The sequence below is a fragment of the Cupriavidus sp. 8B genome (assembly GCF_054589115.1).
On sequence record NZ_BAAILO010000273.1, the window covers coordinates 1 to 24,034 of the forward strand.

Here is a 24,034-nt window from a genome sequence, read left to right on the forward strand (position 1 = left end):
GCCGGGTGTGCCCAAGGACAAGCTGGTCGTGCAGGTGGAAGGCGATATCCTGACCATCAAGGGCGAAGTCGTCCTGGATCAGCCGGAGGGCATGGAGGCCAGTTACGTGGAGGTTTCCCTGCCGCGTTACCGGCGTGTGTTCACGCTCTCCAAGGAACTAGATGCCGAGAAGGTGGTGGCCGAGTTCAACCACGGCGTGCTCAAGCTGCGCATCCCCAAAGCCGAATACGCGCAACCGAGCCGCATTGAGGTCAAGGTCGCGTGATGTAAGCCGAGCGGGCCTTGGGCATCGCCCATGGCTGCGCACACGTAGGCGGGCTGACATGAAACCGGAATCCTTGAAAGAGGGTTTCGGTTCTTTGTGAGCAACCTGGTCGAAGGCTGGCACCATCCGACGCAGACTGATCCAGGGGCAAATTACAGGAGTCAGGCACGATCGCGGACAAGCGTTGAATCCCAGGCGGCGCACGAAATCAGAGGACAGCGCACGCGGCATGGCTTTTTGTGGTCCGGCTGCACCGGTTAGCGGTACACGAGGACCGGGATCGTACTATGGGTCAGGACTTTCTGGGTTTCGCTGCCGATCAGCAGACCCTGCACGCCAGCTCGACCGTGCGAGGCCATGACAATGAGGTCGCAGTTGTGCTCCTCCACGGCCCGGATGATCGCCTCATAGGGGTGATCGCTTGTCACGTGGATCGTGTCGCATGGCACCCCCGCTTCCCTCGCGGCTTGCGCGATCATCCCCAGGTAATGCTCCGCATGCTGTTCGGCTATCTGCGCAAACCGCTCCTGGGTATCCTCCATCATCTCGACCCGATGGGTGAAGATGCGGTACTCCGGGATGGCGTGAAATCCCGTGATTCTGGCCTGAAATCCCTTAGCGAGCGTCACCGCCATCCGAATCGCGGCTTCGGAGAGCGGGGACCCATCGGTCGGCACCAAGAGATGCTTGAACATATCTGTCTCCTCCCGGCAATGACCGTCTGCGTCGGCGTCCTGCCCGCAAATCACTTGTCAAACAGTCGTCCAACGAAAGTGACGAGTTCTCCTATCGTGGCATATTGTTGCTAGCCGACCGGACGAACGGGGTGGCATCGCCGATACCAGGCGGCCATCGGACACGCAAGGCTTTAGACGCCAACACGCGTCGAGCACAAAGTGGTGCTGCCAGGAGTTCATCCGTCCACGCGCATCCGGGAAGTCTTCCAGACACGTTAAATCGAATGCAACACTACCAAGCCAACTATAGGCGATGTCGGCAGACCGTGGCAATTTGCATAGGTAGGCCACCTCGCTCCTTCCCAACGACCGACCGACAGCAAGCCGGGGGGCGGCGCATTCCCGCGGACCGGACGATGTCACTGCAGGCGCTGCCCGCCGGTGATCGCGAGATCGGCCCCGGTCAGGAAACCCGCTTCCCGCGAGCACAGATACGACCCGCGGCCGCTATAGCGTTGCGATGAACTGTTTCCACGGGGTCCCTTGTAGAGTCTCGGTGGTTGCATGTCCGTAGGCGCGAATGATTAATGCCGCCCTTTCGAGTTGCGCCAGGTCATTCGATTCAACGATGTCCACCACATCGAACCGACCGAGGGTGAGAAAGCTGTCTTTCCAGGTCACCGCAGGGCATTCGGCCTTGATCTTTTCCGCAACCGTGGCGGCGATCTGTTTCAGGTCCTTGGGCTCCTTGAACGCATCAGGAGATAAAGTGCTGAGGATGACATAGGTGGTCATGGAACACCTCCATACAAAACGGTTGACGCTCCGTTGGGCACGGGCTGACGCATGGGGACAATGCCTTTGCGCCGAGAGGCGTATGCGTGTGACTACTAATTATAGGTTTGCGTGGGCGGTTCCCCTTCGCAGGACACGAAGATGCTTGCGTATCGGCCCGACGGCAGACGCTCCCGCCGGCAACGCGCTCACCGGTTAGCGCAAGTTCCCTGTATGCCCCAACGAGTATCGGCCAGGTTGTGGCCACACCGTCAGCCCGTGCGGTTCACGACCCACCTTGATCTTGTCGACACTGCCCGTTGCGGTGTCAAAGCGGTACACCACATCGTCGAAGCGGCCGGACAACCACAAGTGCTGGCCGTCGGCACTGACGTTGCCCATGTCAGGGCTGCCACCGCCCGGAATGGGCCAGGTCTTGGTGACGGTACGAGTCGCAAAATCAATGACCGATACGCTGCCTTTGCCGCCGGGCGGGCCGTGGATCTTGTTGGTACCACGGTTGGTCACATACAGGCTTCTGCCATCGCGGCTGGGATACAGGCCATGCGCGCCGATGCCGGTGGCGATGAAGCCGATCTGCTTGAACGATTCACCGTCGACCACATGGACACCGTCGGCCATCATGTCCGCCACGAAGAATATCTTGCCGTCCGGCGATACCCGCACGTCTTGCGGCATGCCCTTGGTGGTGCAAATCTCGCCACCAGTCTGGCTCGGGTCGGGGATTTTGGCGGGCTTCTTGCCGGGCGATGCGATCAGCGCGAGGACATCCGGCCGGTCGAAGTACCTGCTCAGCTTGAGGGTAGCCACCACGCGGCGATTCACCAGGTCGATCTGAGTGACCGCCCCGTCGAACTCACAGGTAAACAGCGCGAACTTCCCGTCGATGGAGAAATCGGCGTGATTGATGCCGTCGCATTGCGGTGTAGCAATCGAGTATTGCAGTTTCATGCTGCTTGGGTCACGAAAGTCCAGGCGCTTGTACGCTTCGGCAACCACGATGGCCGATTGACCATCCGGAGACCAATACATGTTGTAGGGGTCGTCCACGCGAATCGATTGACCCGGTTTGCCGGTGTTGGGATCGATCGGCGTCAGACTGCCATCGTGGCGACCTTCGGCGTTGTTGGCTACCCACAGCGTGTGCAAGTCCCACGAGGGCACCACATGCTGCGGGTTGATACCCACCTTGAAGGTATCGATGACCTTCAGCGTAGCCTGATCGATCACAGACACGGTATTGGACGTGTGGTTTGGTACGTACACGCGCTCCAGGGCACCGGCGACCGCCGGACTCATGCGGTTGGCGCCCACCTCACTGTAAAGATTGTTCCGGTCAGGCACGGCCGGCATGCCGGGTACCGTCGCCACTCGGTCGTTCTGCACGGAAGCTCCAGGTGGCGACGATGCGCTTGCCGGCGTTGCTGTGGCGCGGTTTGCGATCCACCAAGCGGTCGCCGACACGGCGACCGCAACAGAAACGACGACAACGGGAATCTTGCGCATGCTTGACCTCTCAATATCTCGGTCTACACATCATGGAGTGAAAGTAGCGCGCTCAGCGCGAAGCACCCAGTGCAGCGCGAATGGAGGCTACGGTTCTCGCCACAATCAAATCGACACCCAACTGACCCAGCGCCGCACTGGCAGCGCGCGGATCGCCAGCGACACCATTGGCCGCGCCTTCGCGCGGATCGCGTGCCATTTGATCTGCCCGAACCAATGTAGCGTCGATGGCCATCATTAGCGAGGTATCGGCCGTGCCCGCATGCACGCCGATCTGTTCATCGCTCAACCCCTTGGCTTTGAGGGCCTGCACGTAGTCTGTCTGCGTGACCCGGTAGTAGTCCCCGATGAAGTGGGCACGGGCATGCGTCGCCGCCCAATCGTGATTCAGGCGCGTCGCCACCGCCTTGAGCTGGGCCTGGTAGCCGCCGTGATCACCGATCAGCACCACGTCGACAAAGCCATTCTGCCTGAAGCTGCGCGCCGCGGCATCCAGTACGCTCTTAAAGGCGTCGTCCGGCACCGAAATTGTGCCAGCAAAGCGCATGTGCCCGACGGGCGGGGTAATGCTGCCTTCGGGGACATAAGCTACCACCGGCGCGACCAGTGTATGGCCCAACGAACTGGCGATCCTGCCCGCCAGCACCTTGACCCGCACATTGTGCTTGCCTAGCGCCATGTGCGGACCGCTTTGTTCGGTGCCGCCGACCGGGATGATGATCGTCGTCGTGCCGGCGCGGATGGCATCGCGGACCTCGGTCGAGGTCAACTCTTCAAGATAAACACTATTGGCGGCGGGCCACGCGGCGGGACTGAGAACGGCCAACCAGAGAGCGAGCAACGCAACCATGGTACGCATCATTGGCTCATGTTTTGTCATGGATGAAGGGACCCTACGGCGTTCGCATCGGCCATCACCGAACCAGGCGGTGGTTCATCCGGCCTGGTGACCGGCATACTCGCATCGAGTTAAGCAGGATCAGCGAGGTCACGTGTTTTCCTGCGCGTCCGCAAGCGTCGACATCGAGGGTCGGATCGGTGTGCACTGATGCATAGTGCTTGGCCAGGGCTTTAGGATACTCGATACCCAGTACGGGAAAGTCGAGCAAGTGGGCAAATTGGTACATCGGTCCGCCGGAAGCGACCGTCATCGCTGCCGAGGCCTCTTGCGGGGAGCCCGTGAAAACCGCGAGGACGTCTCGCTTGCGCTTCTGCAGAACCGCTCGATTCGTAGCGATGGCTGATCGACCGTCGGCAAGCTCGGCCAACTCGGCCAGCACTTGCACTTCGTCCGGCATCAGCAGGATGCTTATAGCCAGATTGCGACGCCAGCCGTGCGACTAGCGTGTCGAACCGGAGCACGCGATCACGTCTTTTCAAGCCGGGACGGGCGCCGAACGTGGTGCGGCGCCCTTTTTTGCCCCTTACTTAACTCTTATTGACGCAGCTCGAAGCGGTCGAGGTTCATCACCTTGACCCAGGCAGCGACGAAGTCCTTGACGAACTTATCCGCCCCGTCCTCGCTTGCGTAGACTTCGCACAGGGCCCGCAGCTGAGCATCTGAACCGAACACCAGATCAACGCGCGATCCGGTCCACTTGACCTGCCCCGTCTTACGGTCACGTCCCTCGAACACATCCCGCGTGAGCGCCTTCCATTCCACGTCCATGTCGAGCAGGTTGCGGAAGAAGTCGTTGGTCAGCGTTTCCGGGCGGTCGGTGAAGACGCCGTGCGCATCCTTCCCTGTATGGACGTTCAGCACGCGCAGGCCGCCGATCAGCACCGTCATTTCGGGCGCGGTCAGAGTCAGCAACTGCGCCTTGTCAACCATCATTGCTTCCGCCGGAACGCGAGCATTCGGGTTGCGGTAGTTGCGGAAGGCATCGGCCGCCGGTTCGAGGGCGCCAACCGATTGCACGTCGGTCTTTTCCTGCGAAGCATCCATGCGGCCCGGCGAGAATGGTACGGTCAGCTTCTGCCCGGACTTCTCCGCTGCCTTCTCGATACCGGCGCTGCCCGCCAGCACGATCAGATCGGCCATCGAGATCTTCTTGCCACCCGACTGGGCGCCGTTGAACTCGCTCTGGATACCTTCAAGGGTCTTCAGCACCTTGCCCAGCTGATCCGGCTCATTGGCCGCCCAGTCCTTCTGCGGAGCCAGGCGAATGCGCGCGCCGTTGGCGCCGCCGCGCTTGTCCGAACCGCGGAACGTCGATGCCGATGCCCAGGCAGTCTTCACCAGCTCCGAGACCGACAGCCCCGATGCCAGGAGCTTCTGCTTGAGCGCCGCCACGTCCTGGTCATTGACCAGCGGATGGTCTAGCGCCGGGATGGGATCTTGCCAGAGCAGTTCTTCGGCCGGGACTTCCGGGCCGAGGTAGCGGGCGCGCGGTCCCATGTCTCGGTGGGTCAGCTTGAACCAGGCACGGGCGAATGCATCAGCAAACTCCTGAGGGTTCGCCATAAAGCGCCGCGAGATTTTCTCGTAGATGGGGTCGAAGCGCAGCGACAGGTCCGTGGTCAGCATCGTCGGCTTGAGCTTCTTCGACGGATCGTAAGCGTGCGGAACCGTTTCGCCGGCATTCTTGGCCACCCACTGGTTAGCACCTGCAGGGCTCTTGGTCAGCTCGTATTCATAGCCGAACAGGTTTTCGAAGTAGCCACCGTCCCACTTCGTCGGCGCGGTCGTCCAGGTGACTTCCAGACCGCTGGTGATCGTGTCCGCGCCCTTCCCTGTGCCGAAGCTGCTCTTCCATCCCAGACCCTGGTTTTCAAGGTCGGCAGCTTCGGGTTCGGCGCCTACGTGATCAGCGGGACCGGCACCGTGCGTCTTGCCGAAGGTGTGGCCGCCGGCAATCAGCGCGACGGTCTCCTCATCGTCCATGGCCATGCGGCCGAAAGTATCCCGGATGTCGTACGCCGCGGCGAGCGGGTCCGGATTACCTTCGGGGCCTTCCGGATTCACGTAGATCAGGCCCATCTGCACGGCACCCAGGGGATTCTCGAGGTTGCGACCGGGGTCGGTACGGCTGACTTCACCGCCGTGCAATTCCTCGTCGGCCACGATCACGCCTTCGTTGTCGTCCTTGCCGGCGGCGCCCTTGCCATAACGGACGTCGCCGCCCAGCCAGGTCTTTTCATTCCCCCAATAGACGTCCTGGTCCGGTTCCCAGGTGTCTTCACGGCCGCCACCAAAGCCGAATGTCTTGAAGCCCATGGTTTCGAGGGCAACGTTACCTGCGAGGATCATCAGGTCGCCCCAGGAAAGCTTCTGGCCATATTTCTGCTTGATGGGCCAGAGCAGCCGGCGAGCCTTGTCCAGGCTGACATTGTCCGGCCAGCTGTTGAGCGGTGCGAAACGCTGCTGGCCCCGCCCGCCACCGCCACGGCCGTCACCGATGCGGTACGTGCCGGCGCTGTGCCAGGCCATGCGGATAAACAAACCACCGTAGTGGCCGAAGTCCGCCGGCCACCAGTCCTGCGAGTCAGTCATCAGCGCCGCGAGGTCCTTCTTGACCGCGGCGAGGTCGAGGCTCTTGAAAGCCTCGGCATAGTTAAAGCTTTTGTCCAATGGATTAGACTTGTCGGAGTGCTGGCTGAGCAACTCTAGCCGCAACTGCTTCGGCCACCAGTCCAGGTTGGTGGTGCCGCCACCGGCGGCATGGTTGAAGGGGCACTTTTCGTTAGACATGCTCTCTCCTTCGGGGGCGTACCAAACGTTAGTTCTAGTATTTCTGCGTCAACGCTTCCACGCGGGACCTGCGTCGGCAGGCCTGCCGCACACAAAATATAGTTGAAAGCGTTCGTCAACAATATGTAATGTTTGCAATCGCTTCAATAGCGGACCGCTATTGGCCACCCGCAACCGAGCTGGGGTTAGCCGCACCGATTGCCGCCCAGCGCTTGACCTATAGTTCCTATACTGAAGATTGCTGTAGCGATCAGCGCTCGGAGGTTGCAATCATGACCATGGCTACCACGCTGGCAAGATGCCTGAGCAAGAAGCAGAGCCGGTTTGAAACCGTTCGTCGCCCAAGCGGCCTGGCAACTGCGCAGACTACGTATATCCCCGGAGACCGGCTCGCCCGGACTGTCCTGCTGGAGGACAACCGAGGCTACCTCGCAGCCGTGATCCCTTCCACCCACCAACTGAAACTGTCAGATATCTGCGAACAGACCGGCCGCAAGCTGTCTCTGGCGCATTGGGATGGCGCGCGCGAAGTGTTCAGGGACTGCGACCTCGGCGCGCTCCCGCCGGTCGGTATGGCGTACGGCACGCTGACCTGGCTCGACGACAGCCTTCTGACGCATCCCGACGTCTACTTCGAAGCGGGCGACCATGAGGAGCTGGTGCACATGAGCACCGAGCAGTTCACCGCCCTCATGGCCGAAGCTCGGCGCGGGCATTTCGCGCACCGGATGATGTAGGGCGCCGCGCAAGGTTGGCGCGGCTAGTGCGCATATATCGCTCTTCCCCGCTCTTGAAGCCCCTCACCTCGACCCGATCGGGTTGCCGAACGGGGCGGTGAAGAACATCGTTCACTGCTCGCCGGGTTCGCGCCTTCGAAGCGCACCTGCTGCGGCGCACAAAGTCAGTGCCGACGGCCGTCCCTGAAAATCGACGCCACTTGCTAGCACGCTGGCTCTCCCTGCGCATTGATTCGGTCGAATCAATGACATTAACTTCGACAACGCGGAACAAATCTACCGATCGACTGATTGAAAACACCGATCGACTCTCGGCAGTTGAAACAATGTGAAGCGAGTGGCGGAAACTTTGCCGATGCAGCCGATCACCTCTCCATTGCCCAATGGCGGACATGGGTCGGAAACGGTAGTTCATCCACAGCTCCAGCTCTGACGGTCAACCATTCCGCTTATCGCAGCAGCTTCCGAGATACCTATAAAAGTTCGACGGCTATCGTTGGCATGGGTCGACGGCGACGACGTCCGTCTCTTCACAGTAAATGGCCGTCACTGGACCTCCTCACGCTTCAAATCAATTGCGGCGGAGATACGCACTCTTGGCCTTGGCTCCGCCTGGTTGGATGGGGAGATCGTGATGGCTGAGGCCTCACTCGCCGAATGGACGAAGGAGGGGCCGTGTCCGGCATGCCGTGTTTCACGCCCCGCCGCGCCAGCATCTGCCAGGCCTGGCCGACGAGTGGCCTGGATTCGTAGTTGTGCTTTGCAGAGCATAAAGTCGTACCTTGGCATGACCCCTTGAAGCCGGGTGCCGCATGCAGCGGGCTAAACAGCAACAATGGATTTGGGATAGTCTTGACGGCACGCAGGCTTTCACAGTCAGACGTCACCCTGGCTGTGCCAGGGAGTATGCGCATGGTTAAGGGACTGGTGTATGCCCTCCGTGGGCAAACCAGGCAGCGCGCCCCACGAGTAGTGATGGCGTGCGTCGTCACTCTATTGGCTGCATGCGCCGTGGGCCCGGATTACCATTCGCCCGAGCCGCCAGGCGGCGACCACTTCACCGCGGAGCCACTGCCCGGGCAGACGGCATCCACGCCCGGCATACTTGGGAGCGCCGGGGCAGCGCAGCGTTTCGTCACGGTGCAGGATATCCCCGGCGAATGGTGGTCGCTGTTCCACTGTGCGCCACTCGATACATTGATTCGCGAGGCGCTGGCCAACAGCCCCAACCTGGCCGCCGCCCAGGCAGCCCTGCGGCAGGCCCGCGAAAACTACAACGCCGAAGTGGGCGGGGCCCTGCTTCCCGCCGTGGATGCGCAACTGGGGGCGTCGCGCGAGAAGGTCTCGGGGCTGGCCATCGGCCAGCCGGGGCTGAGCCCGGAGTTCAGTCTCTACAATGCCTCGGTCAATGTCGCTTACACGCTCGATGTATTTGGCCGCGCGCGGCGCGAACTGGAGGCATTGCGGGCGCTTATCGGGTACCAGCAGTATCAGTGGCAGGCGGCTTATCTGACGCTGACAGCCAATCTCGTGACGGCAAGCGTCAGGGAGGCGTCGCTGCGCGCGCAGATCGAGGCTACGGGGCAGATCGTGGCGGACCAGGAACAGCAGTTGGATCTGCTCACGCGCCAGTTCGAGCTGGGCGGCGTGAACCAGGCCGCGGTGCTGGCGCAGCGCACCACGCTGGCGCAGACGCGCGCGACCCTGCCACCGCTGCAGCAGGCGCTCGAGCAGACCCGCCACCTGATCGCGGTCCTGGCGGGCAAGCCCCCCAGCGATGCTACCCTGCCGCCATTCCGGCTGGCCGATTTCTCCTTGCCGCAAACGCTGCCGGTCAGCCTGCCCTCCGCGCTGGTGCGGCAACGCCCCGACATCCTGGCGGCCGAAGCCCTGCTGCACCAGGCTAGCGCCCGGGTTGGCGTGGCGACCGCCGCGATGTTCCCGAAGCTCACCCTGACCGGCAGCTATGGCACGCAAGCACTGACGCCCGGTGGCGCCTTCAATGCGGCCAATACGGTGTGGAGCCTCGGTGCCGGCCTGCTGCAGCCGGTTTTTCATGGCGGCCAGTTGAATGCGCAGCGGCGCGCGGCCGTGGCCGCCTACGATCAGGCGGGCGCGCAGTACCAGCAGACCGTGCTGCAAGCCTTCCAGAATGTGGCCGATACGCTGCGCGCACTGGATAACGATGCACGCGCGCTGGCGGCGCAAGCCGAGGCCGCCACCGCCGCGCGCGATTCCCTGTTGCTGAGCCAGCAGCAATACCGCCTGGGCGCGGTGAGCTATCTCTCGCTACTCGACGCCCAGCGCCAGTACCAGCAGACCGTGCTCAGCCTGGTGCAGGCGCAGGCGGCACGCTTCGCCGATACCGCTGCGCTGTACCAGGCGACCGGCGGGGGCTGGTGGAACGCGCCGCAACCGCCGGAGGTCAAGCCGCCAGTGGCCACGCCCCGGGCAGAGACCGTGGTACCCGTGGAGAACAGGCAATGAAGAAGCGCATGGTCATCATGCTGGTCTGCGTGGGCCTGCTGCTGGCCGCGTTGTTCGGCTTCAATCTGTTCAAGGGAATGATGTTCAAGAAATTCATGGCGGGCAATGCCGCGCCGCCGGCCACCGTCAGCGCCGTGCGCGCCGCCTACCAGGTGTGGCAGCCGCAACTGGCCGCGGTGGGGAGCCTGCGCGCCGTGCGCGGGGTGGACGTCACCACTGAAATTGCCGGCCTGGTGCGCGAGGTCCGCTTCACGTCCGGCGGCGAGGCGCGGGCCCGCCAGGTCCTGGTGCAGCTCAACGCAGACGCCGACATCGCGCAACTCCAGGCCTTGCAGGCCGCAGCCGAACTGGCACAGACCGTCTACACGCGCGACAAGGCGCAATACGACATCAAGGTGATCGCCAAGGCCACGCTCGACGCCGACGCAGCCGACCTCAAGAGCAAGCGGGCCCAGGTGTCGCAGCAGGCCGCCATCGTCGAAAAAAAGACCATCCGCGCGCCTTTCGCCGGCCGGCTGGGCATCACCACCCTTAACCCCGGCCAGTACGTGAACCCCGGCGACGCCATCGTGACCCTGCAGGCCATCGATCCGATCTATGCCGACTTCACCCTGCCCCAGCAGGACATCGGCCAGCTCGCGGCCGGCTTGCCTGTGGCAGCCGAGAGCAATACCTACGGCGGCAGGCTGTTCAAGGGCAGGATTACATCGATCAACCCGAAAGTGGATACGGCAACGCGCAACGTGCAGGTGGAAGCCCGCATCGACAACCAGGAAAACAAGCTGCTGCCGGGCATGTACGTGAGCGTGAAGATCGACGTCGGCACGCCCCAGCGCCGCCTGACGCTGCCGCAGACCGCCATCACCTACAACCCGTACGGCGCGACGGTCTTCGTCGTCGAACCGGCTCCAGCGGCCAGGCCCGGCGAGACAGGCAAGCCGCTGCCGGTGGCGCGGCAGGTGTTCGTCACCACAGGCCCGACGCGCGGCGACCAGGTGTCGATCGAGAAGGGGCTGGAGGAAGGCACCCAGGTGGTGTCCAGCGGCCAGCTCAAGCTCAAGAACGGCACGCGGCTGGTGGTCGACAACACAGTCCAGCCAGCGGATCTGCCCAATCCGTCGCCTCAGGAACAGTGAGCGGCTGCCATGAACTTCACTGACATCTTTATCAGGCGGCCGGTGCTGGCCACGGTGGTCAGCTTGCTGATCCTGGTGCTCGGCCTGCGCTCGCTGAGCAGCCTGCCCGTCAGCCAGTACCCCCTCACCGAAAACGCCGTGGTGACGATCACCACGGCCTATTTCGGCGCCAATGCGGACACCGTGGCGGGCTTCATCACCCAGCCGCTGGAAACCGCGATCGCCCAGGCGCAGGGGATCGACTATATGTCGTCGGCCAGCACCAGCGGCCTGTCGGTCATCACCGCCACGCTGCGCCTGAACTATGACGCCAACCGCGCCCTGACCCAGATCAACACGCAGATCAGCTCGGTGCGCAACCAGTTGCCGCCGCAGGCCCAGCAGCCCGTCATCACGGTGCAGGTCGGGCAGACCACCGACACCATGTACATGGGCTTTTACAGCGACGTGCTGCCCGGCAACAGTGTCACCGACTACCTGCTGCGCGTGGTCAAGCCCAAGCTGGATTCCGTGGAAGGCGTGCAGACCGCCGAAATCCTCGGCGGCCGCCAGTTCGCCCTGCGCGCCTGGCTCGACCCGCAGCGGCTGGCCGCGTACGGGGTCACGGCCGCCGACGTCTATACCGCGCTCGGCAACAACAACTACCTGGCAGCGCTGGGTAACACCAAGGGTCAGATGGTAAGCGTTGCCATCACGTCCAACACCGACCTGCACAGCCTCGACGAGTTCAGACAACTGGTGGTCAAATCGCGCAATGGCGCACTGGTGCGGCTGCAGGATGTGGCCAACGTGGTGCTTGGGGCGGACAACTACGACTTCAGCGTAGCCTTCAGCGGCAAGCGCTCGGTCTTCATCGGCATCAAGACCGCGCCGGAGGCCAATGTGCTCGACGTGGCCAGGCGCGTGCGCGAGGTGTTCCCGGCGATGCAGGCGCAGCTGCCGACCGGGCTGACGGGCAAGATCGTCTACGACGCCACGGAGTTCGTCAACACCTCGATCAGGGAGGTCGTCAAGACACTGGCCGAGGCGCTGCTGATCGTCACCGTGGTGATCTTCCTCTTTCTCGGCAGCCTGCGCGCGGTGATCATTCCCGTGATCGCCATGCCGCTGTCGCTGATCGGCGCCTTCTTCGTGATGCTGGCGCTAGGCTATTCGATCAACCTGCTCACGTTGCTGGCGCTGGTGCTGGCGATCGGGCTGGTGGTCGACGACGCCATCATCGTGGTGGAGAACGTCGACCGGCATATGAAGGAAGAAGGCAAGCCGCCGCTGGAGGCCGCGCTGATGGCCGCGCGCGAGCTCGGCGGCCCGATCCTGGCAATGACCGTGGTGCTGGTGGCGGTCTATGTGCCGATCGGCTTCCAGCGCGGCCTGACCGGCGCCCTGTTTACCGAATTCGCTTTCACCCTGGCGGGCGCGGTGGCCGTATCGGGCGTGGTCGCACTCACCTTGTCGCCGATGATGTGCGCGCGCTTCTTCCGCGCGGATCAGGAATCGGGACGCTTCGTGCGCTTTATCGACCGGCAGTTCGACCGTGTACACCACGCCTACCAGCGCCAGCTGCACAGCCTGCTGGAAACTTGGGTGGTGCTGGTCGTGATGGGAGCGCTGCTGCTGGCCGGCACCGTGTACCTGTTCATGACCTCGAAATCCGAACTGGCGCCGCCGGAAGACCAGGGCATCGTGCTGGCGCACCTGCAAGGGCCGCCAAACGCGACCATCCAGCAGATGCAGACCTATGCCGATCAGTTGTTCGATCTGTCGAAAGGCATCCCCGAGTACGCGCAGATGTTCCAGTTGACCGGTACGCCCACGCTCAACCAAGGCATCGGCGGCGTGCTGCTCAAGCCGTGGGACCAGCGCGGCAGGAGCGCGCTGCAACTGCAGCAGGAACTGCAACAGAAATGGAACGGTATCGCCGGCGCGCAGGTGGCGGCCTTCCAGTTTCCGCCCCTGCCCGGCGCGCAAGGGCTGCCGGTGCAATTCGTCATCAACACCACCGAGCCCTTCCAGAACCTGAACGAGGTGTCGCAGGCGGTGCTGGACAAGGCGCGCGCCAGCGGCATGTTCTTCTTCGTGGATAGCGACCTCAAGCTCGACAAGCCGCAGAGCACGCTGATCGTCGACCGCGACAAGGTGGCCTCGCTCGGCCTGAACCAGTCGAACGTGGGCGCCACGCTTGGCGCCGCGCTGGGCGGCAATTATGTCAATTACTTCTCCATCGCGGGCCGCTCCTACAAGGTGATTCCCCAGGTGCTGCAGGTGGACCGGCTCAATCCCTCGCAGATCCTGAACTACTATCTGAGCACGCCCAATGGCAGCGTGGTGCCGGCTGCCACCGTGGCCCGTCTCGAAGCCAGCGTGGTGCCGGAATCGATCAACCATTTCCAGCAGCTCAATTCCGCGACCATCTCCGGCGTGCCGGTGCAGGGAGCGGCCGAAGGCGACGTGCTGAATGCCCTGCGCGAGATGACCGGCCAGGTCGCGCCAAGCGGCTACTCGGTCGACTACGCGGGCCCGTCACGCCAGTACGCGCAGGAATCCGGCGGTTTCGTGATCACGCTGATGTTCGCCACCATCATCGTATTCCTGGTCCTGGCAGCGCAGTTCGAAAGCTTCCGCGATCCGGTGGTGATTCTCGTCTCGGTGCCGATGGCGCTGTTCGGCGCGCTGATCTTCATCAACCTCGGGCTCTCGACGCTAAATATCTACACCCAGGTGGGCTTGGTGACGCTGATGGGGCTGATCAGCAAACACGGCATCCTCATCGTGCAGTTCGCCAACGAACTGCAACGTGCAGGCCGCGCCAAGCGCGAGGCGCTTGAGCAGGCCGCCGCCGTGCGGCTGCGGCCCATCCTGATGACCACCGCCGCCATGGTGCTCGGCGTGGTCCCGCTGGTGTTCGCTTCCGGCGCAGGCGCGGCAGGGAGATACGCGATGGGACTGGTGATCTTCACTGGCCTGTCTATTGGCACCCTGTTCACGCTGTTCGTGGTGCCGGCGATGTATATGTTCCTGGCCACGGATCACCAGCGTTCAAGGGAACAGCCTGTGCCCCAGGCCTCCGCACCCCCACCGGCATGACGGATTTAGGGGCCGCAGTCGTGGTACGCCGCGCTGGGCGAGGGGAAATGATCGTGGCCGATTCCATAACCGCAAATCGGCAAGCCATGGATACCAAGACACCGTCCGCCGCGGACCGGCCAGGCGCTTCCGGCTCCTTCGCACGGCCCATCGACCAGCAGGTGGTGTTCGTCCTGCAGGGGGCGCGCTGGGCGCCTACCAGGCCGGGTCTACCTGGCCCTGGTGGACAAATCCTCCCCATTGCAACGGTGTCCACGGCCGTGATGGACCTGACAAGGCACCCACCAGGGCGCGCGACGGCTACCCTGATCCTCTGATCCAGAGAGCTCAATAGCCGCCAGCCCCCGCCAGCGCCACGCCGCCTGCAGGCAGCCGGAACGAGGCCACCGCGGCCTTCAGCACGTCGGCCTGCTCCGCCAGCGCCTGCGCTGCCGAGGCTGCCTCCTCCACCAGGGCGGCATTCTGCTGGGTCACCTCGTCCATCTGGTTGACGGCCAAGCCGATCTGCTCGATACCCGTGCTCTGCTCGTTGGAGGCCGCGCTGATCTCCGCCATGATGTCGGTGACGCGACGCACCGCTTGCACCACCTCGGTCATGGTAGAGCCGGCCTCGTCCACCTGGTGGGTGCCGTTTTCCACTTGACTCACCGTGGTGCTGATCAGTTGCACGATCTCTTTAGCGGCCGATGCCGAGCGCTGGGCCAGCGCTCGGACCTCGCCCGCCACCACCGCGAAGCCGCGGCCCTGCTCGCCCGCGCGCGCCGCTTCCACGGCGGCATTTAGCGCCAGGATGTTGGTCTGGAAGGCAATGCCTTCGATCACGCCGGTGATGTCGCCAATCTTGCTGGAGGCGAGCCGGATATCACCCATGGTGTCCACCACGCGCCGCACGGCCTGCCCGCCGCGTGCGGCGATATCGGAGGCCTGCGCGGCCAGTGCATTGGCTTGCCGCGCGTTGTCGGCGTTCTGCTTCACGATGGCGGTCATCTGCTCCATGCTCGATGCGGTCTGCTCCAGGGCGCTGGCCTGTTCCTCGGTCCGCTGCGACAGGTCGAGGTTACCTGCGGCGACCTGTTGCGTGGCACTGGCAATCGCGTCGCTGCCGCCGCGCATGGTGCGGATGGTGTCGATCAGGCCACGCTGCATTTCCTGCACGCCGCGCGCTAGCGCGCCCATCTCGTCCTGGCTGGTTACGGCGATGGTCTCGGTCAGGTTTCCGCGCGAGATCTCGCCGAAGCTGCCCAGCATGCGTGCCAGCGGCGCGGAGATGGCGCGCTGCAGGCCGATCGCGCAGCCGAGTGCCGCGGCAATGCCGATGCCAATGGCACCCAGTGCCAGCCACACAAAGCGCTGCGAACGCGCGGCGGCATTGTCGTACATGGCCTGGGCTTGTTCGCTCTGGTTGCGCTCCAGCGCATCCACTGCGCCTGACAACGCCACGAACAGCGGCGGGATAGTGGTCATCACTGCCTTGTCGACGGCGGCGGGATCGCGCGCACGGAGTGCGGCAACCAGCGGGTCGATGCCTTGGCGGAAGAACGTCTCGCGGTGGGTGGCGACCGTCGCCGACAGGTGCTTCTCCTCCTCGGACTTGGGCAGTGCCTGGTAGGCCTCCCACGCTGCCTCGGACTTGGCGCGATAGCCGAGCGCCTTGTCTACGATGCCGGACACATCGGCGGCATCAAGGTGGAACGCCGCACGGTCCAGCGTAGTCCGCACAATAGCCGCATGCAGCTGCGACCTGGCCACGAAGACGGTGGATGCCATCTGGTTGGAGTAGATTTCCTTGATGTCCGCACTGGAGGCCTGCATGCCGACGATGCCGATCAGGCCGATGACGATCAGCAGCGCGGCCAGCAGCATCAAGGCTGCGTTGAGCCGGATGCGGATAGAGAGCTTGTGGAACATGACGAAGCATCCGAGTTTGGGTGCTGAGGTTAACGGCGACGCCAGCTATCGACTGAAGCACTGATTGTGGAATGTGCCCGGCATCGTCCCTGCCACCGGCCAGCGAGGGGCGCCGGCGCCGCGCAGTCGCCACAAAGTGCCGAATGACAGACTCCGCCTGCTGGTCAGCAGCGTCCGGCCAATCCGCCAGCCATCACGCAGTTCCTACGTAGTGTCTTCTCGAACGGTCTCATCTAAAATCCGTCCGCCCTCTTCTTGTTGCAACAGAATCCGTAAAATGTGTGTTGGCGTGTCCGCCGCAAAGTTGCGATCCCCGCACGACGAGCACCCAGAGCTTGACGGCAGCAACTGAGTAAATCGTCTTATGAATCGTAGAGACGCGCTGCGCACCTGTGCGTATGCCGGACTGATGGGCATGACGAAATCCGCTTTTGCATCAAAGCGGTCGCCTCGCGTCGTGTTCCTTAACCCTGGAGAAGCCGCCGAACGCGGCACCGGGCAGCACTGGCAACTGGTCTCCAGATTCATGGCCATGGCAGCGAAGACCTTCGATATGCAACTGGAGGTTCTGTACGCGGAGCGTGACCATCTGCTCATGCAGCGCCAGGCCGAGGAAGTTGCGCGACGTACCGACGCGCCAGACTACGTGGTCATCGTCAACGAAAAGCTGGCCGCACAGGAGATGCTCAGGACGCTGGCAAGCTCGCCCGCGAAGGTGGTGCTCATGCACAACGACCTCACGCCCGTGCAGCGCCGCCAGGTCGGCAATGAACGGCAATCCATCCCGAATTGGATCGGTACGGTGACCGCGGACGCAAAGCACGGCGGCTACCGGCTGATGCAATATCTGTATCAACGACTGGGCCAAGCCGGGGCTCGGGTGATCGGCATCACAGGAGACCCCAAGACGCCTGTCTCGCTGGAGCGTGCCGCTGGGGTCGAGGCGTTCCTGTCCCACGCCCGCAATACGCGTATCTGTCAACTGGTCTTCAGCGACTGGAGCTATGCCGACAGCGAGAAAAAGGCACGCGTCCTGCTTGCTCGGTATCCGGACGCCAATGTGATCTGGGCCGCGAACGACTCAATGGCGCTCGGGGCGTTGAATGCAGTCAGGGCGCGCAACGCGCGCGTTCTGGTGGGCGGAATGGGCGCGTTAAGCGAGGCGCTGGCCAGTGTGGCCGACGGTGGCCTGGCGGCCATGGTGGCCGGCGACTATTTCATCGGTGCCTGGGCGATGGTCCTGCTCCACGACTACCATTGGGGCAAGGACTTTGCCAAGTCTGGCGGTGCCCGGCAGAAACTCGACTATCTGAGCGTTGTACACCGTGAGAACGCCGCTCGATACGCCGACGTCGTTTTCAGGCGCGGGGGGACGCTCGACTTCAGTCTGTACTCAAAATTCGTGCATCCGCATCCAGGTCCATACGACTTCAGTCTGGAACATCTCCTGAACACCAGGGCGAACGCCTCATGATGCATTTGTCCCCACGGTTCAGCCTGCACTCGCTCAGTCTGCACACCAAGCTGATGCTCGCGATCGTCATGCTTGTCGCGATGGTGGCCGGCAGCTCCGCGTATGTTCTGGTCCGACACGAGCAGGAACGTCGGCTCGTCGAACTGGAGGACCGCGCCACGCGGATCGCCGACCTGCTCAGCCGATCACTCGCCCTGCCATTGTGGAACATCGATCGTGACGCGATCGACAGCCAGCTCGCCGCGCTCGCGCCGAATCCCGAAGTCGCCCGGTTCACGGTAACGGCAGTGGGCTACGGGACGGTGTCCACCGTGATGGGCGCGCGCCATACGACCCCAGACGACAGCGTGGTGCGCGTCAGGGCGATTGAATACGATCCGCCTGGCAACGCGCCGACGGAGAGAATCGGTGAGATCACGGTCGTCCTCACGAAAGCCGTAGTCGAAGAGGCGATCAGCGTACGCCGTCGGGCCATTCTCGCCATGATGACGGCCGTCGTCGCCCTGCTCTACGTCGCGACCTTTCTCCTGCTAAAGCGGATGGTGCGCAGCCCGATCAATCGTCTCGAGGAAATGGTCGACAGGATCGCGGGCGGTGACCTTGATGCACGCTGCGCCGTGGAATCCGGTGATGAACTGGGGCGGCTCGCCATGCGCGTCAATGTCATGGCAGATCGCCTTCGTGAATCGACGCTGCGCTTGCGCGACAGTGAAAGAAAGTACCGTAGCATCTTTGAGAACGCGCTCGAGGGTATTTTCCTGCTCGATCAGAGCGGACGGCTGAACGAGGCCAATCCGGCGATGGCAAAACTGCTCGGATATGGCTCCGCGATCGACCTGATCACGACGGCGGCAAGCGACGCCGACAAACGGCCATTTTCGCCGACGCAGACTGCGACCCTGTTCGATTTCCTGCGCCTGATGGGCGAAGTTCCTGGGCTCGAACTGCAGTTAAGCCGCCGTGATGGCACGCCAATCTGGGTTCAGTTGAATGCACGTGGCGTAGCTGGCGGCGACGGTAGCCTGCGGTGTCTTGAAGGCCTGCTGACCGATGTGACCGTCCGCAAGCATGCCGTGGAAGACCTGCAGCGCCAGCGAGATCATCTTGAACTGGAAGTGAACGAGCGTAAACGGACCGAACTCGAATTGCTGGCATCGCGCGAGCGGTTACAGCAGCTATCCGCGCATCTGGAAGCGATTCGAGAGGAAGAAAGGAAGCACATCGCGATGGAGATTCACGACGAACTTGGTCAGCTGCTGACTGCGCTGAAGATGGACTTTTCGTTACTGAAGATGCAACTCTCGGGGGGGTCGGCTGCTATGCGCAAGGCCGACGAGATGCGCGACCTGGTCGAGAAAACCATCCAGATCGTGCGTAACGTGGCCAGTCACCTTCGTCCGGCAGCGCTGAACTTCGGCCTCGTATCCGCGTTGGAATGGCTCGCCGCGGATTTCAGTCGCCACGCCCAGATACCCTGCCACTTCCATGCCAAGGGGCCGGAGCCGAGCCTGGCGGACCCGCGCGCGACAGCGATGTTTCGTATCGCGCAGGAGTCTCTGACCAATATCACCCGTCATGCCAACGCATCGCGTGTGGATGTCACATTAGCCAACACCGAAGCGGGTATCGAGTTGATCGTCCGCGATAACGGACAAGGGTTCGACATCGTCGCCGCACGGGCCGGCCACTCGTACGGGCTCCAGGGTATGGCGGAACGCGCACGGTTGATCGGCGCACAATTGCATATCGAGAGTGAGCCGGGCTGTGGTTCTGTCGTGCGTCTTGTTGTTCAGGATGAGGATTAGGGCTTGAAGAAGGCCGTAGGGGTCATCAACCGGTCCCATGCAGGGACCACGATCAACAGGTCAAAATCCAGGCGGGTTTCTTCATTGGTCGTTCGGATGGATACCGTGTCCGTGTTCAAGGTATCTGCAGCCGATTCCTCCACATCACGCATTGGCGGCACCAGGTATCATGCACGAGCCTGAATACAAAGAATTCCTGACCGGTTTTTCAGGATATCCCGATAGCGGAAAGCAGGCGACGAACTCAGAATGCTGAATCCACAGAACAAGGACTAGTCTTGCTCGATTGGGCCGGCCGTGATTGATGGCGGGGAGCCGCGCGCCGAAGAGCGGGCCTCCGGTGACCGCCCCGGCCCATTCGTCCATCCAGAGGATTATCGGGGCCTGCCAGCTCGCGGGGTAGCACGGCAGGCCTCACTCTCTTTTCCCTCGCTCGTGATAGCGTAGGCGTGCACTGCTTTAGCACAGCATGCCCTGCCGCCCGCCTCACCCTTAAGCCACGGCGGCCAACATGGAGGCCGGCGCCGCGGCCGATGGCGGATAGACATGCCATGCGCCGTCACCGTGCCGAAAGAAGATCAGGGACATCATGCCGTTGTCCCGCAACGACGCGACACAGACAAAGGGTGTCCGATCGACGACAGTACGGCCGAAGCGGGTGACCCGCACCGGGTAGATCGCTGTCGGCGCGAACCATTTCTCGACCTGCCGGTGCAAGGATCTCTCGCAGTTCCGCATTCTCCCCCCTCCCTCTTATGAATCACCCTATCTGCCAGCAGTGGCCGGTGGGTGGCCGTCGTCCGGCGAAAAATCAGCTTCCTGGGCTCATCGTAGGCTTGTGCCGTCGCCTTTTCACTCAGTACCGACCGCAAAGGAGACTAGGAAAGCGGCGAATTTTATGTAGGGATATCCTGACAACAACAGCGATCGTGGCCGCACCGATGCCTGGCCCGCAGGGGGCGCGACGACTCCGAAGCCACCCGCTCATCCCTGGACCAACCCCTGCTTGATGGCGTAGCGAACCAGTTCCGCGTTGTTGTCGAGCCCCAGTTTCTGCATCAGGCGCATCTTGTGCGTGCTGATGGTCTTGGCGCTGAGGGAGAACGCTTCGGCGATTTCGTTCACGCTCTGCCCAGCCGCCAGGCGCTGCAGCACCTGGAACTCGCGGTCCGACAGCAATTCGTGTGGGGGGGCATCGTCGATACTGGGCTTGAACACCACAGCGTCCACCAGGCTGGGATCGATAAACTTGCCGCCCCGCGCGAGCTTGCGGATCGCAGCCAGGAGAATCTCCGGGTCACTATCCTTGGTGACGTAGCCAGTCGCGCCCGCCCGCAACGCACGTGAGACAACCTGGCCCTCGTTATGCATGCTGAGGACCAGGATCGGCAAGGCCGGCCATTCCGAGCGCACCCGCCGGATCAGGTCGATGCCGCTGATGCCGGGCATGTTCATGTCCAGCAGCAGCAGATCGACGGCGGTGCCGCGCAGCCCCTCCAGCATTGCCGAACCATCGGCGGCCTCGGCAACCATCACGATGTCGCTTGTTGTTGCCACGATCTGCTTCAAGCCGCTGCGCATGATTGCATGGTCGTCGGCAATCAGGATATTGATCATATCTTTGGTCTCTAGCCGCCTTGTCTTTCCAGTGGAATGTGAAAATATGGCTGACCACTCACATCCCCTCCCTCCACAATCTCTCCATCCGGCCCTGACCGGAAGGTGGCTATGGCGGTGCCATGGACACGAATCGAGCATAGCATCGTCCGCTGGCCCGGCAAGCCCATCAGGCTGTCATCATCATGCATCGCGGCGTATCCCTACCTGATATTCAGCAAATCCTTACCGCCGCCTGCATCGACTGCTCTACTCGCGCGATGAACAGGTTCCTCCCTACCCCGCGGGCCCAGCGTCGGGCACGTGGCCCCGCTCCAGCCGCTGGCCTAAAGTTACCCGCTCGGCTGCCGTAGTTTGCACTGTGGTGCCAAGGACCGGCCGATGCCGTGGCCTCGTGCACCGGGATCTAGCTGTACGCAGACTGACTCAACCAGGCATCTTCACTCTCATCGGTATGACCGCATCCTCGCTCCGCACCCGCATCGTCCTGATCACGTCAGCCACTGTTGTCGGCGCCCTCGCACTCTCGGGTGCTGCCACCTATGGCATCGTCCGCGCCAATATGACGGCCACAATGGAGAGCGACCTTAGCGCCGTCGCCAGTGGTAACACGCTGGCGATCGAACAATGGGTCACCGCCAAGGCTTTGGCCGTCAAGACTGCAGCGGAGGTCGTGGAGAAAGGCGACCCCACCGGCTTGGTCAAGTTCATGGGCACCGCCAGCGGCTTTCCTGTGACCACCATCGGGTGGACCGACAAGTCCTACTACTCCAGCAGCACCACCACGCCGAAGGACTACGATCCCACCACGCGCCCCTGGTACAAGGGCGCGCTGGCCGCGGGCAAGCTGACCGTGACCAAGCCTTATGGAGATGTCTCGACCCGCGTGCCGTACGTCTCCTTTGCGGCACCACTAATCCGTGACGGTGCGACAATCGGCGCCGTCAGCGGCGCAGTGCCACTGGAAGGCGTGCGAGAAGTCGTGAAGGCGATACATCCGACGGCTTCGAGCCTGGCCTTCGTCGTGGCCAGCGACGGCCAGGTAATCGCCCACCCCGATGCGAATCAGATGCTCAAGCCGGTCAGCGAAGTGACAGCCGCACTGACACCTGCGATGCTCGAGAAGCTGGTTCGGGCTAACGCGCCGCTAGAAGTGGAAATCCAGGGCCTGCCGAAGCTGCTAAAGGCCCAGGCTGTCGCTGGCACCGACTGGTATCTGGTGATCGCGCTCGATAAGGCTGAGGCCACCGTAGGCCTGCGCGGCGTCGTCAGCGCCATGGGCATAGCCTTGGTCCTGCTTACCCTGGCTGCGCTCGGCATTGCCACCTTCTTCACCGCGAAGGCCTTTCGCAGGCTCTCCCGGGTACGTGACGCGATGGACACCATCGGGACTGGCGGGGGCGACTTGACCCGCCGGCTGGACGTAGTGGGCAATGATGAGGTGGCACAGATATCCGCGTCGTTCAACGCCTTCGTGGAGAAGATCGGCGCCGTGTTGATCGACGTGCGTGCCAGCGTGCAGGGCATGACCTCGGCCACTGGCGAGATCGAGGCAGGCAATCGCGACCTATCGCACCGCACAGAGGCCTCAGCCAGCAATTTGCAGGAGACCTCGGCGGCCTTGACCCAACTGGCATCGAGTGTGAAGCAGACTGCGGAAGCGGCCGAGCAGGCAACGCAGCTGGCAACCGATGCCAGCGCCACTGCAGCGCGCGGCGGCGAAGTTGTCTCTGGCGCCGTGCGCATCATGGACGAGATCGCCCGATCGTCGGGGCGCATCACGGAAATCATCGGCGTGATCGACAGCATCGCCTTCCAGACCAATATCCTCGCGCTTAACGCGGCAGTCGAGGCGGCGCGCGCCGGGGAACAAGGCCGCGGCTTTGCCGTGGTGGCTGGCGAGGTGCGGACCCTGGCCCAGCGCAGTGCCACTGCCGCCCAGGAAATCAAGGGTCTCATCGAAAGCTCCGTAGCCAGCGTAAGCAGCGGCACCGAGCGGGTCCAGGCAGCAGGCTCGACCATGACCGAGATCGTCAAGGACATCGAGCACGTCCGGCGCATCATTACTGAGATACATGGTGCGGTGAGCGAGCAGAACACAGGCATTGGACAGCTCGACCAGAGCGTGTCGGAAATGGATCAAGCCACGCAACAGAACGCTGCGCTGGTTGAGGAGTCTGCGGCAGCCTCTTCGATGCTGAGTGATCAGGCGCAGGAGCTCGCGCGAACAGTGGCACGATTTCAATTGCGCGAGGCATAACACGATTCTCTGACTGCTGCTCCCCGGACAACGGCACAGACATGAACGTGCTGACGCGCCACGCGGACATCGGCATGTACATTGCCAAGCGGTCGAATGCCGGCTAAGCGCTTTACGACGAACGGCACGGGCACAACAGCGCGGCTGGAGTTCTGGTTGCGCGGTTGGCAGGACCTGGGTGCCCTGCCCGCAACCACGCCGGTGGATTCCCACGAGCCGATCCTGCCGGCCATCGCATCGCGCTAACGAGCCATCAAGCCTTTGCTTTCCGGCACCTGCTCTTCGATCCGGAATGTGCGTGCCATGCGCAAGGCCCGGAGTGCCGGGCCCTTGCCGCCGCGATTGAGAAATACGGTATCTGTTTCGCGCGCATCGACAATGGCGCTCTTCCAGTTGTCATGCACGGGCGACTGAGAAGAAGTTCTGCCGCCACTGACATGAAACCTCATCCCCTCATTAGAGGGGTAATCCTATAAATAATTCATTGAAATGATAAGATGGGCGGCCTCAAATCTGAAGTGCAACACCTTGCTTCGGGTAAGGTGTTCAGATGCAAAGCAGAACTTCGTACCAACAACTTCAGCCTGAGGAG

18 protein-coding genes are annotated in these 24,034 nt (G+C 62.8%); 8 read left to right on the forward strand and 10 right to left on the reverse strand.

Annotated elements, in window-relative coordinates; all coding sequences use genetic code 11:
- Positions 1-265 (forward strand): Hsp20/alpha crystallin family protein (locus tag ACYP5B_RS27170; RefSeq protein WP_459571768.1); only part of this gene is annotated, 265 nt, incomplete at its 5' end.
- Positions 266-522: 257 nt separating this feature from the next.
- On the opposite strand, the gene ACYP5B_RS27175 is transcribed toward ACYP5B_RS27170, so the two are convergent.
- The 6 genes from ACYP5B_RS27175 to katG all read right to left on the reverse strand — a co-directional run bounded on the left by ACYP5B_RS27175 (position 523) and on the right by katG (position 6,934).
- Complete coding sequence (locus tag ACYP5B_RS27175; protein WP_267602543.1) at positions 523-960, reverse strand: universal stress protein; 438 nt, start codon at positions 958-960, stop codon at positions 523-525.
- A gap of 489 nt (positions 961-1,449) precedes the next feature.
- Positions 1,450-1,737 carry a GYD domain-containing protein gene (locus ACYP5B_RS27180; protein WP_006161436.1) on the reverse strand — a complete coding sequence of 96 codons (288 nt, stop codon included), beginning with the start codon at positions 1,735-1,737 and terminating at the stop codon, positions 1,450-1,452.
- Positions 1,738-1,932: 195 nt separating this feature from the next.
- Positions 1,933-3,243, reverse strand: coding sequence for a YncE family protein (locus ACYP5B_RS27185; protein WP_318233748.1), 1,311 nt, complete (start codon positions 3,241-3,243; stop codon positions 1,933-1,935).
- Positions 3,244-3,295: 52 nt separating this feature from the next.
- On the reverse strand, positions 3,296-4,105 hold the full coding sequence (locus tag ACYP5B_RS27190) for a creatininase family protein (protein ID WP_459571769.1): 810 nt from the start codon (positions 4,103-4,105) through the stop codon (positions 3,296-3,298).
- Between the two features lie 52 nt (positions 4,106-4,157).
- Positions 4,158-4,541: a hypothetical protein gene (locus ACYP5B_RS27195; RefSeq protein ID WP_400100796.1), complete on the reverse strand. Its 384-nt coding sequence runs from the start codon at positions 4,539-4,541 to the stop codon at positions 4,158-4,160.
- Between the two features lie 137 nt (positions 4,542-4,678).
- Complete coding sequence (katG, locus tag ACYP5B_RS27200) at positions 4,679-6,934, reverse strand: catalase/peroxidase HPI (RefSeq protein ID WP_318233745.1); 2,256 nt, start codon at positions 6,932-6,934, stop codon at positions 4,679-4,681.
- Positions 6,935-7,206: 272 nt separating this feature from the next.
- Between katG and ACYP5B_RS27205 the strand changes: the two genes are divergently transcribed.
- From ACYP5B_RS27205 to ACYP5B_RS27220, 4 genes are all read left to right on the forward strand, one after another.
- Positions 7,207-7,671, forward strand: coding sequence for an aminoacyl-tRNA deacylase (locus tag ACYP5B_RS27205; RefSeq protein WP_459571770.1), 465 nt, complete (start codon positions 7,207-7,209; stop codon positions 7,669-7,671).
- A gap of 975 nt (positions 7,672-8,646) precedes the next feature.
- Positions 8,647-10,158 carry an efflux transporter outer membrane subunit gene (locus ACYP5B_RS27210; RefSeq protein WP_459571771.1) on the forward strand — a complete coding sequence of 504 codons (1,512 nt, stop codon included), beginning with the start codon at positions 8,647-8,649 and terminating at the stop codon, positions 10,156-10,158.
- A complete protein-coding gene (locus tag ACYP5B_RS27215; RefSeq protein ID WP_459571772.1) occupies positions 10,155-11,294 on the forward strand; it encodes an efflux RND transporter periplasmic adaptor subunit in 1,140 nt (379 codons plus the stop codon). The genes ACYP5B_RS27210 and ACYP5B_RS27215 overlap by 4 nt, the downstream gene beginning before the upstream one ends.
- 9 nt (positions 11,295-11,303) lie before the next feature.
- Positions 11,304-14,378, forward strand: a complete 3,075-nt coding sequence (locus tag ACYP5B_RS27220; protein WP_459571773.1) for an efflux RND transporter permease subunit — start codon at positions 11,304-11,306, stop codon at positions 14,376-14,378.
- 327 nt (positions 14,379-14,705) lie between these two features.
- Here ACYP5B_RS27220 and ACYP5B_RS27225 read toward each other — a convergent pair whose 3' ends face one another.
- Complete coding sequence (locus tag ACYP5B_RS27225) at positions 14,706-16,286, reverse strand: methyl-accepting chemotaxis protein (protein WP_459571774.1); 1,581 nt, start codon at positions 16,284-16,286, stop codon at positions 14,706-14,708.
- 364 nt (positions 16,287-16,650) lie between these two features.
- Here ACYP5B_RS27225 and ACYP5B_RS27230 point away from each other — a divergent pair, with 364 nt between their 5' ends.
- Both ACYP5B_RS27230 and ACYP5B_RS27235 read left to right on the forward strand, forming a co-directional pair.
- Positions 16,651-17,760, forward strand: a complete 1,110-nt coding sequence (locus ACYP5B_RS27230) for an ABC transporter substrate-binding protein (protein WP_459571775.1) — start codon at positions 16,651-16,653, stop codon at positions 17,758-17,760.
- Positions 17,757-19,565 carry a sensor histidine kinase gene (locus ACYP5B_RS27235; protein ID WP_459571776.1) on the forward strand — a complete coding sequence of 603 codons (1,809 nt, stop codon included), beginning with the start codon at positions 17,757-17,759 and terminating at the stop codon, positions 19,563-19,565. Before ACYP5B_RS27230 ends, ACYP5B_RS27235 begins: the two co-directional genes overlap by 4 nt.
- 492 nt (positions 19,566-20,057) lie before the next feature.
- On the opposite strand, the gene ACYP5B_RS27240 is transcribed toward ACYP5B_RS27235, so the two are convergent.
- Together ACYP5B_RS27240 and ACYP5B_RS27245 are read right to left on the reverse strand one after the other, a co-directional pair.
- On the reverse strand, positions 20,058-20,282 hold the full coding sequence (locus ACYP5B_RS27240) for a hypothetical protein (RefSeq protein WP_459571777.1): 225 nt from the start codon (positions 20,280-20,282) through the stop codon (positions 20,058-20,060).
- Between the two features lie 267 nt (positions 20,283-20,549).
- Positions 20,550-21,182, reverse strand: coding sequence for a response regulator transcription factor (locus ACYP5B_RS27245; RefSeq protein WP_318233737.1), 633 nt, complete (start codon positions 21,180-21,182; stop codon positions 20,550-20,552).
- 454 nt (positions 21,183-21,636) lie between these two features.
- Between ACYP5B_RS27245 and ACYP5B_RS27250 the strand changes: the two genes are divergently transcribed.
- A complete protein-coding gene (locus ACYP5B_RS27250; RefSeq protein ID WP_459571778.1) occupies positions 21,637-23,442 on the forward strand; it encodes a methyl-accepting chemotaxis protein in 1,806 nt (601 codons plus the stop codon).
- A 242-nt stretch (positions 23,443-23,684) separates the two neighbouring features.
- Here ACYP5B_RS27250 and ACYP5B_RS27255 read toward each other — a convergent pair whose 3' ends face one another.
- Positions 23,685-23,846, reverse strand: a complete 162-nt coding sequence (locus ACYP5B_RS27255) for a hypothetical protein (RefSeq protein ID WP_459571779.1) — start codon at positions 23,844-23,846, stop codon at positions 23,685-23,687.
- Positions 23,847-24,034: the final 188 nt, after the last annotated feature.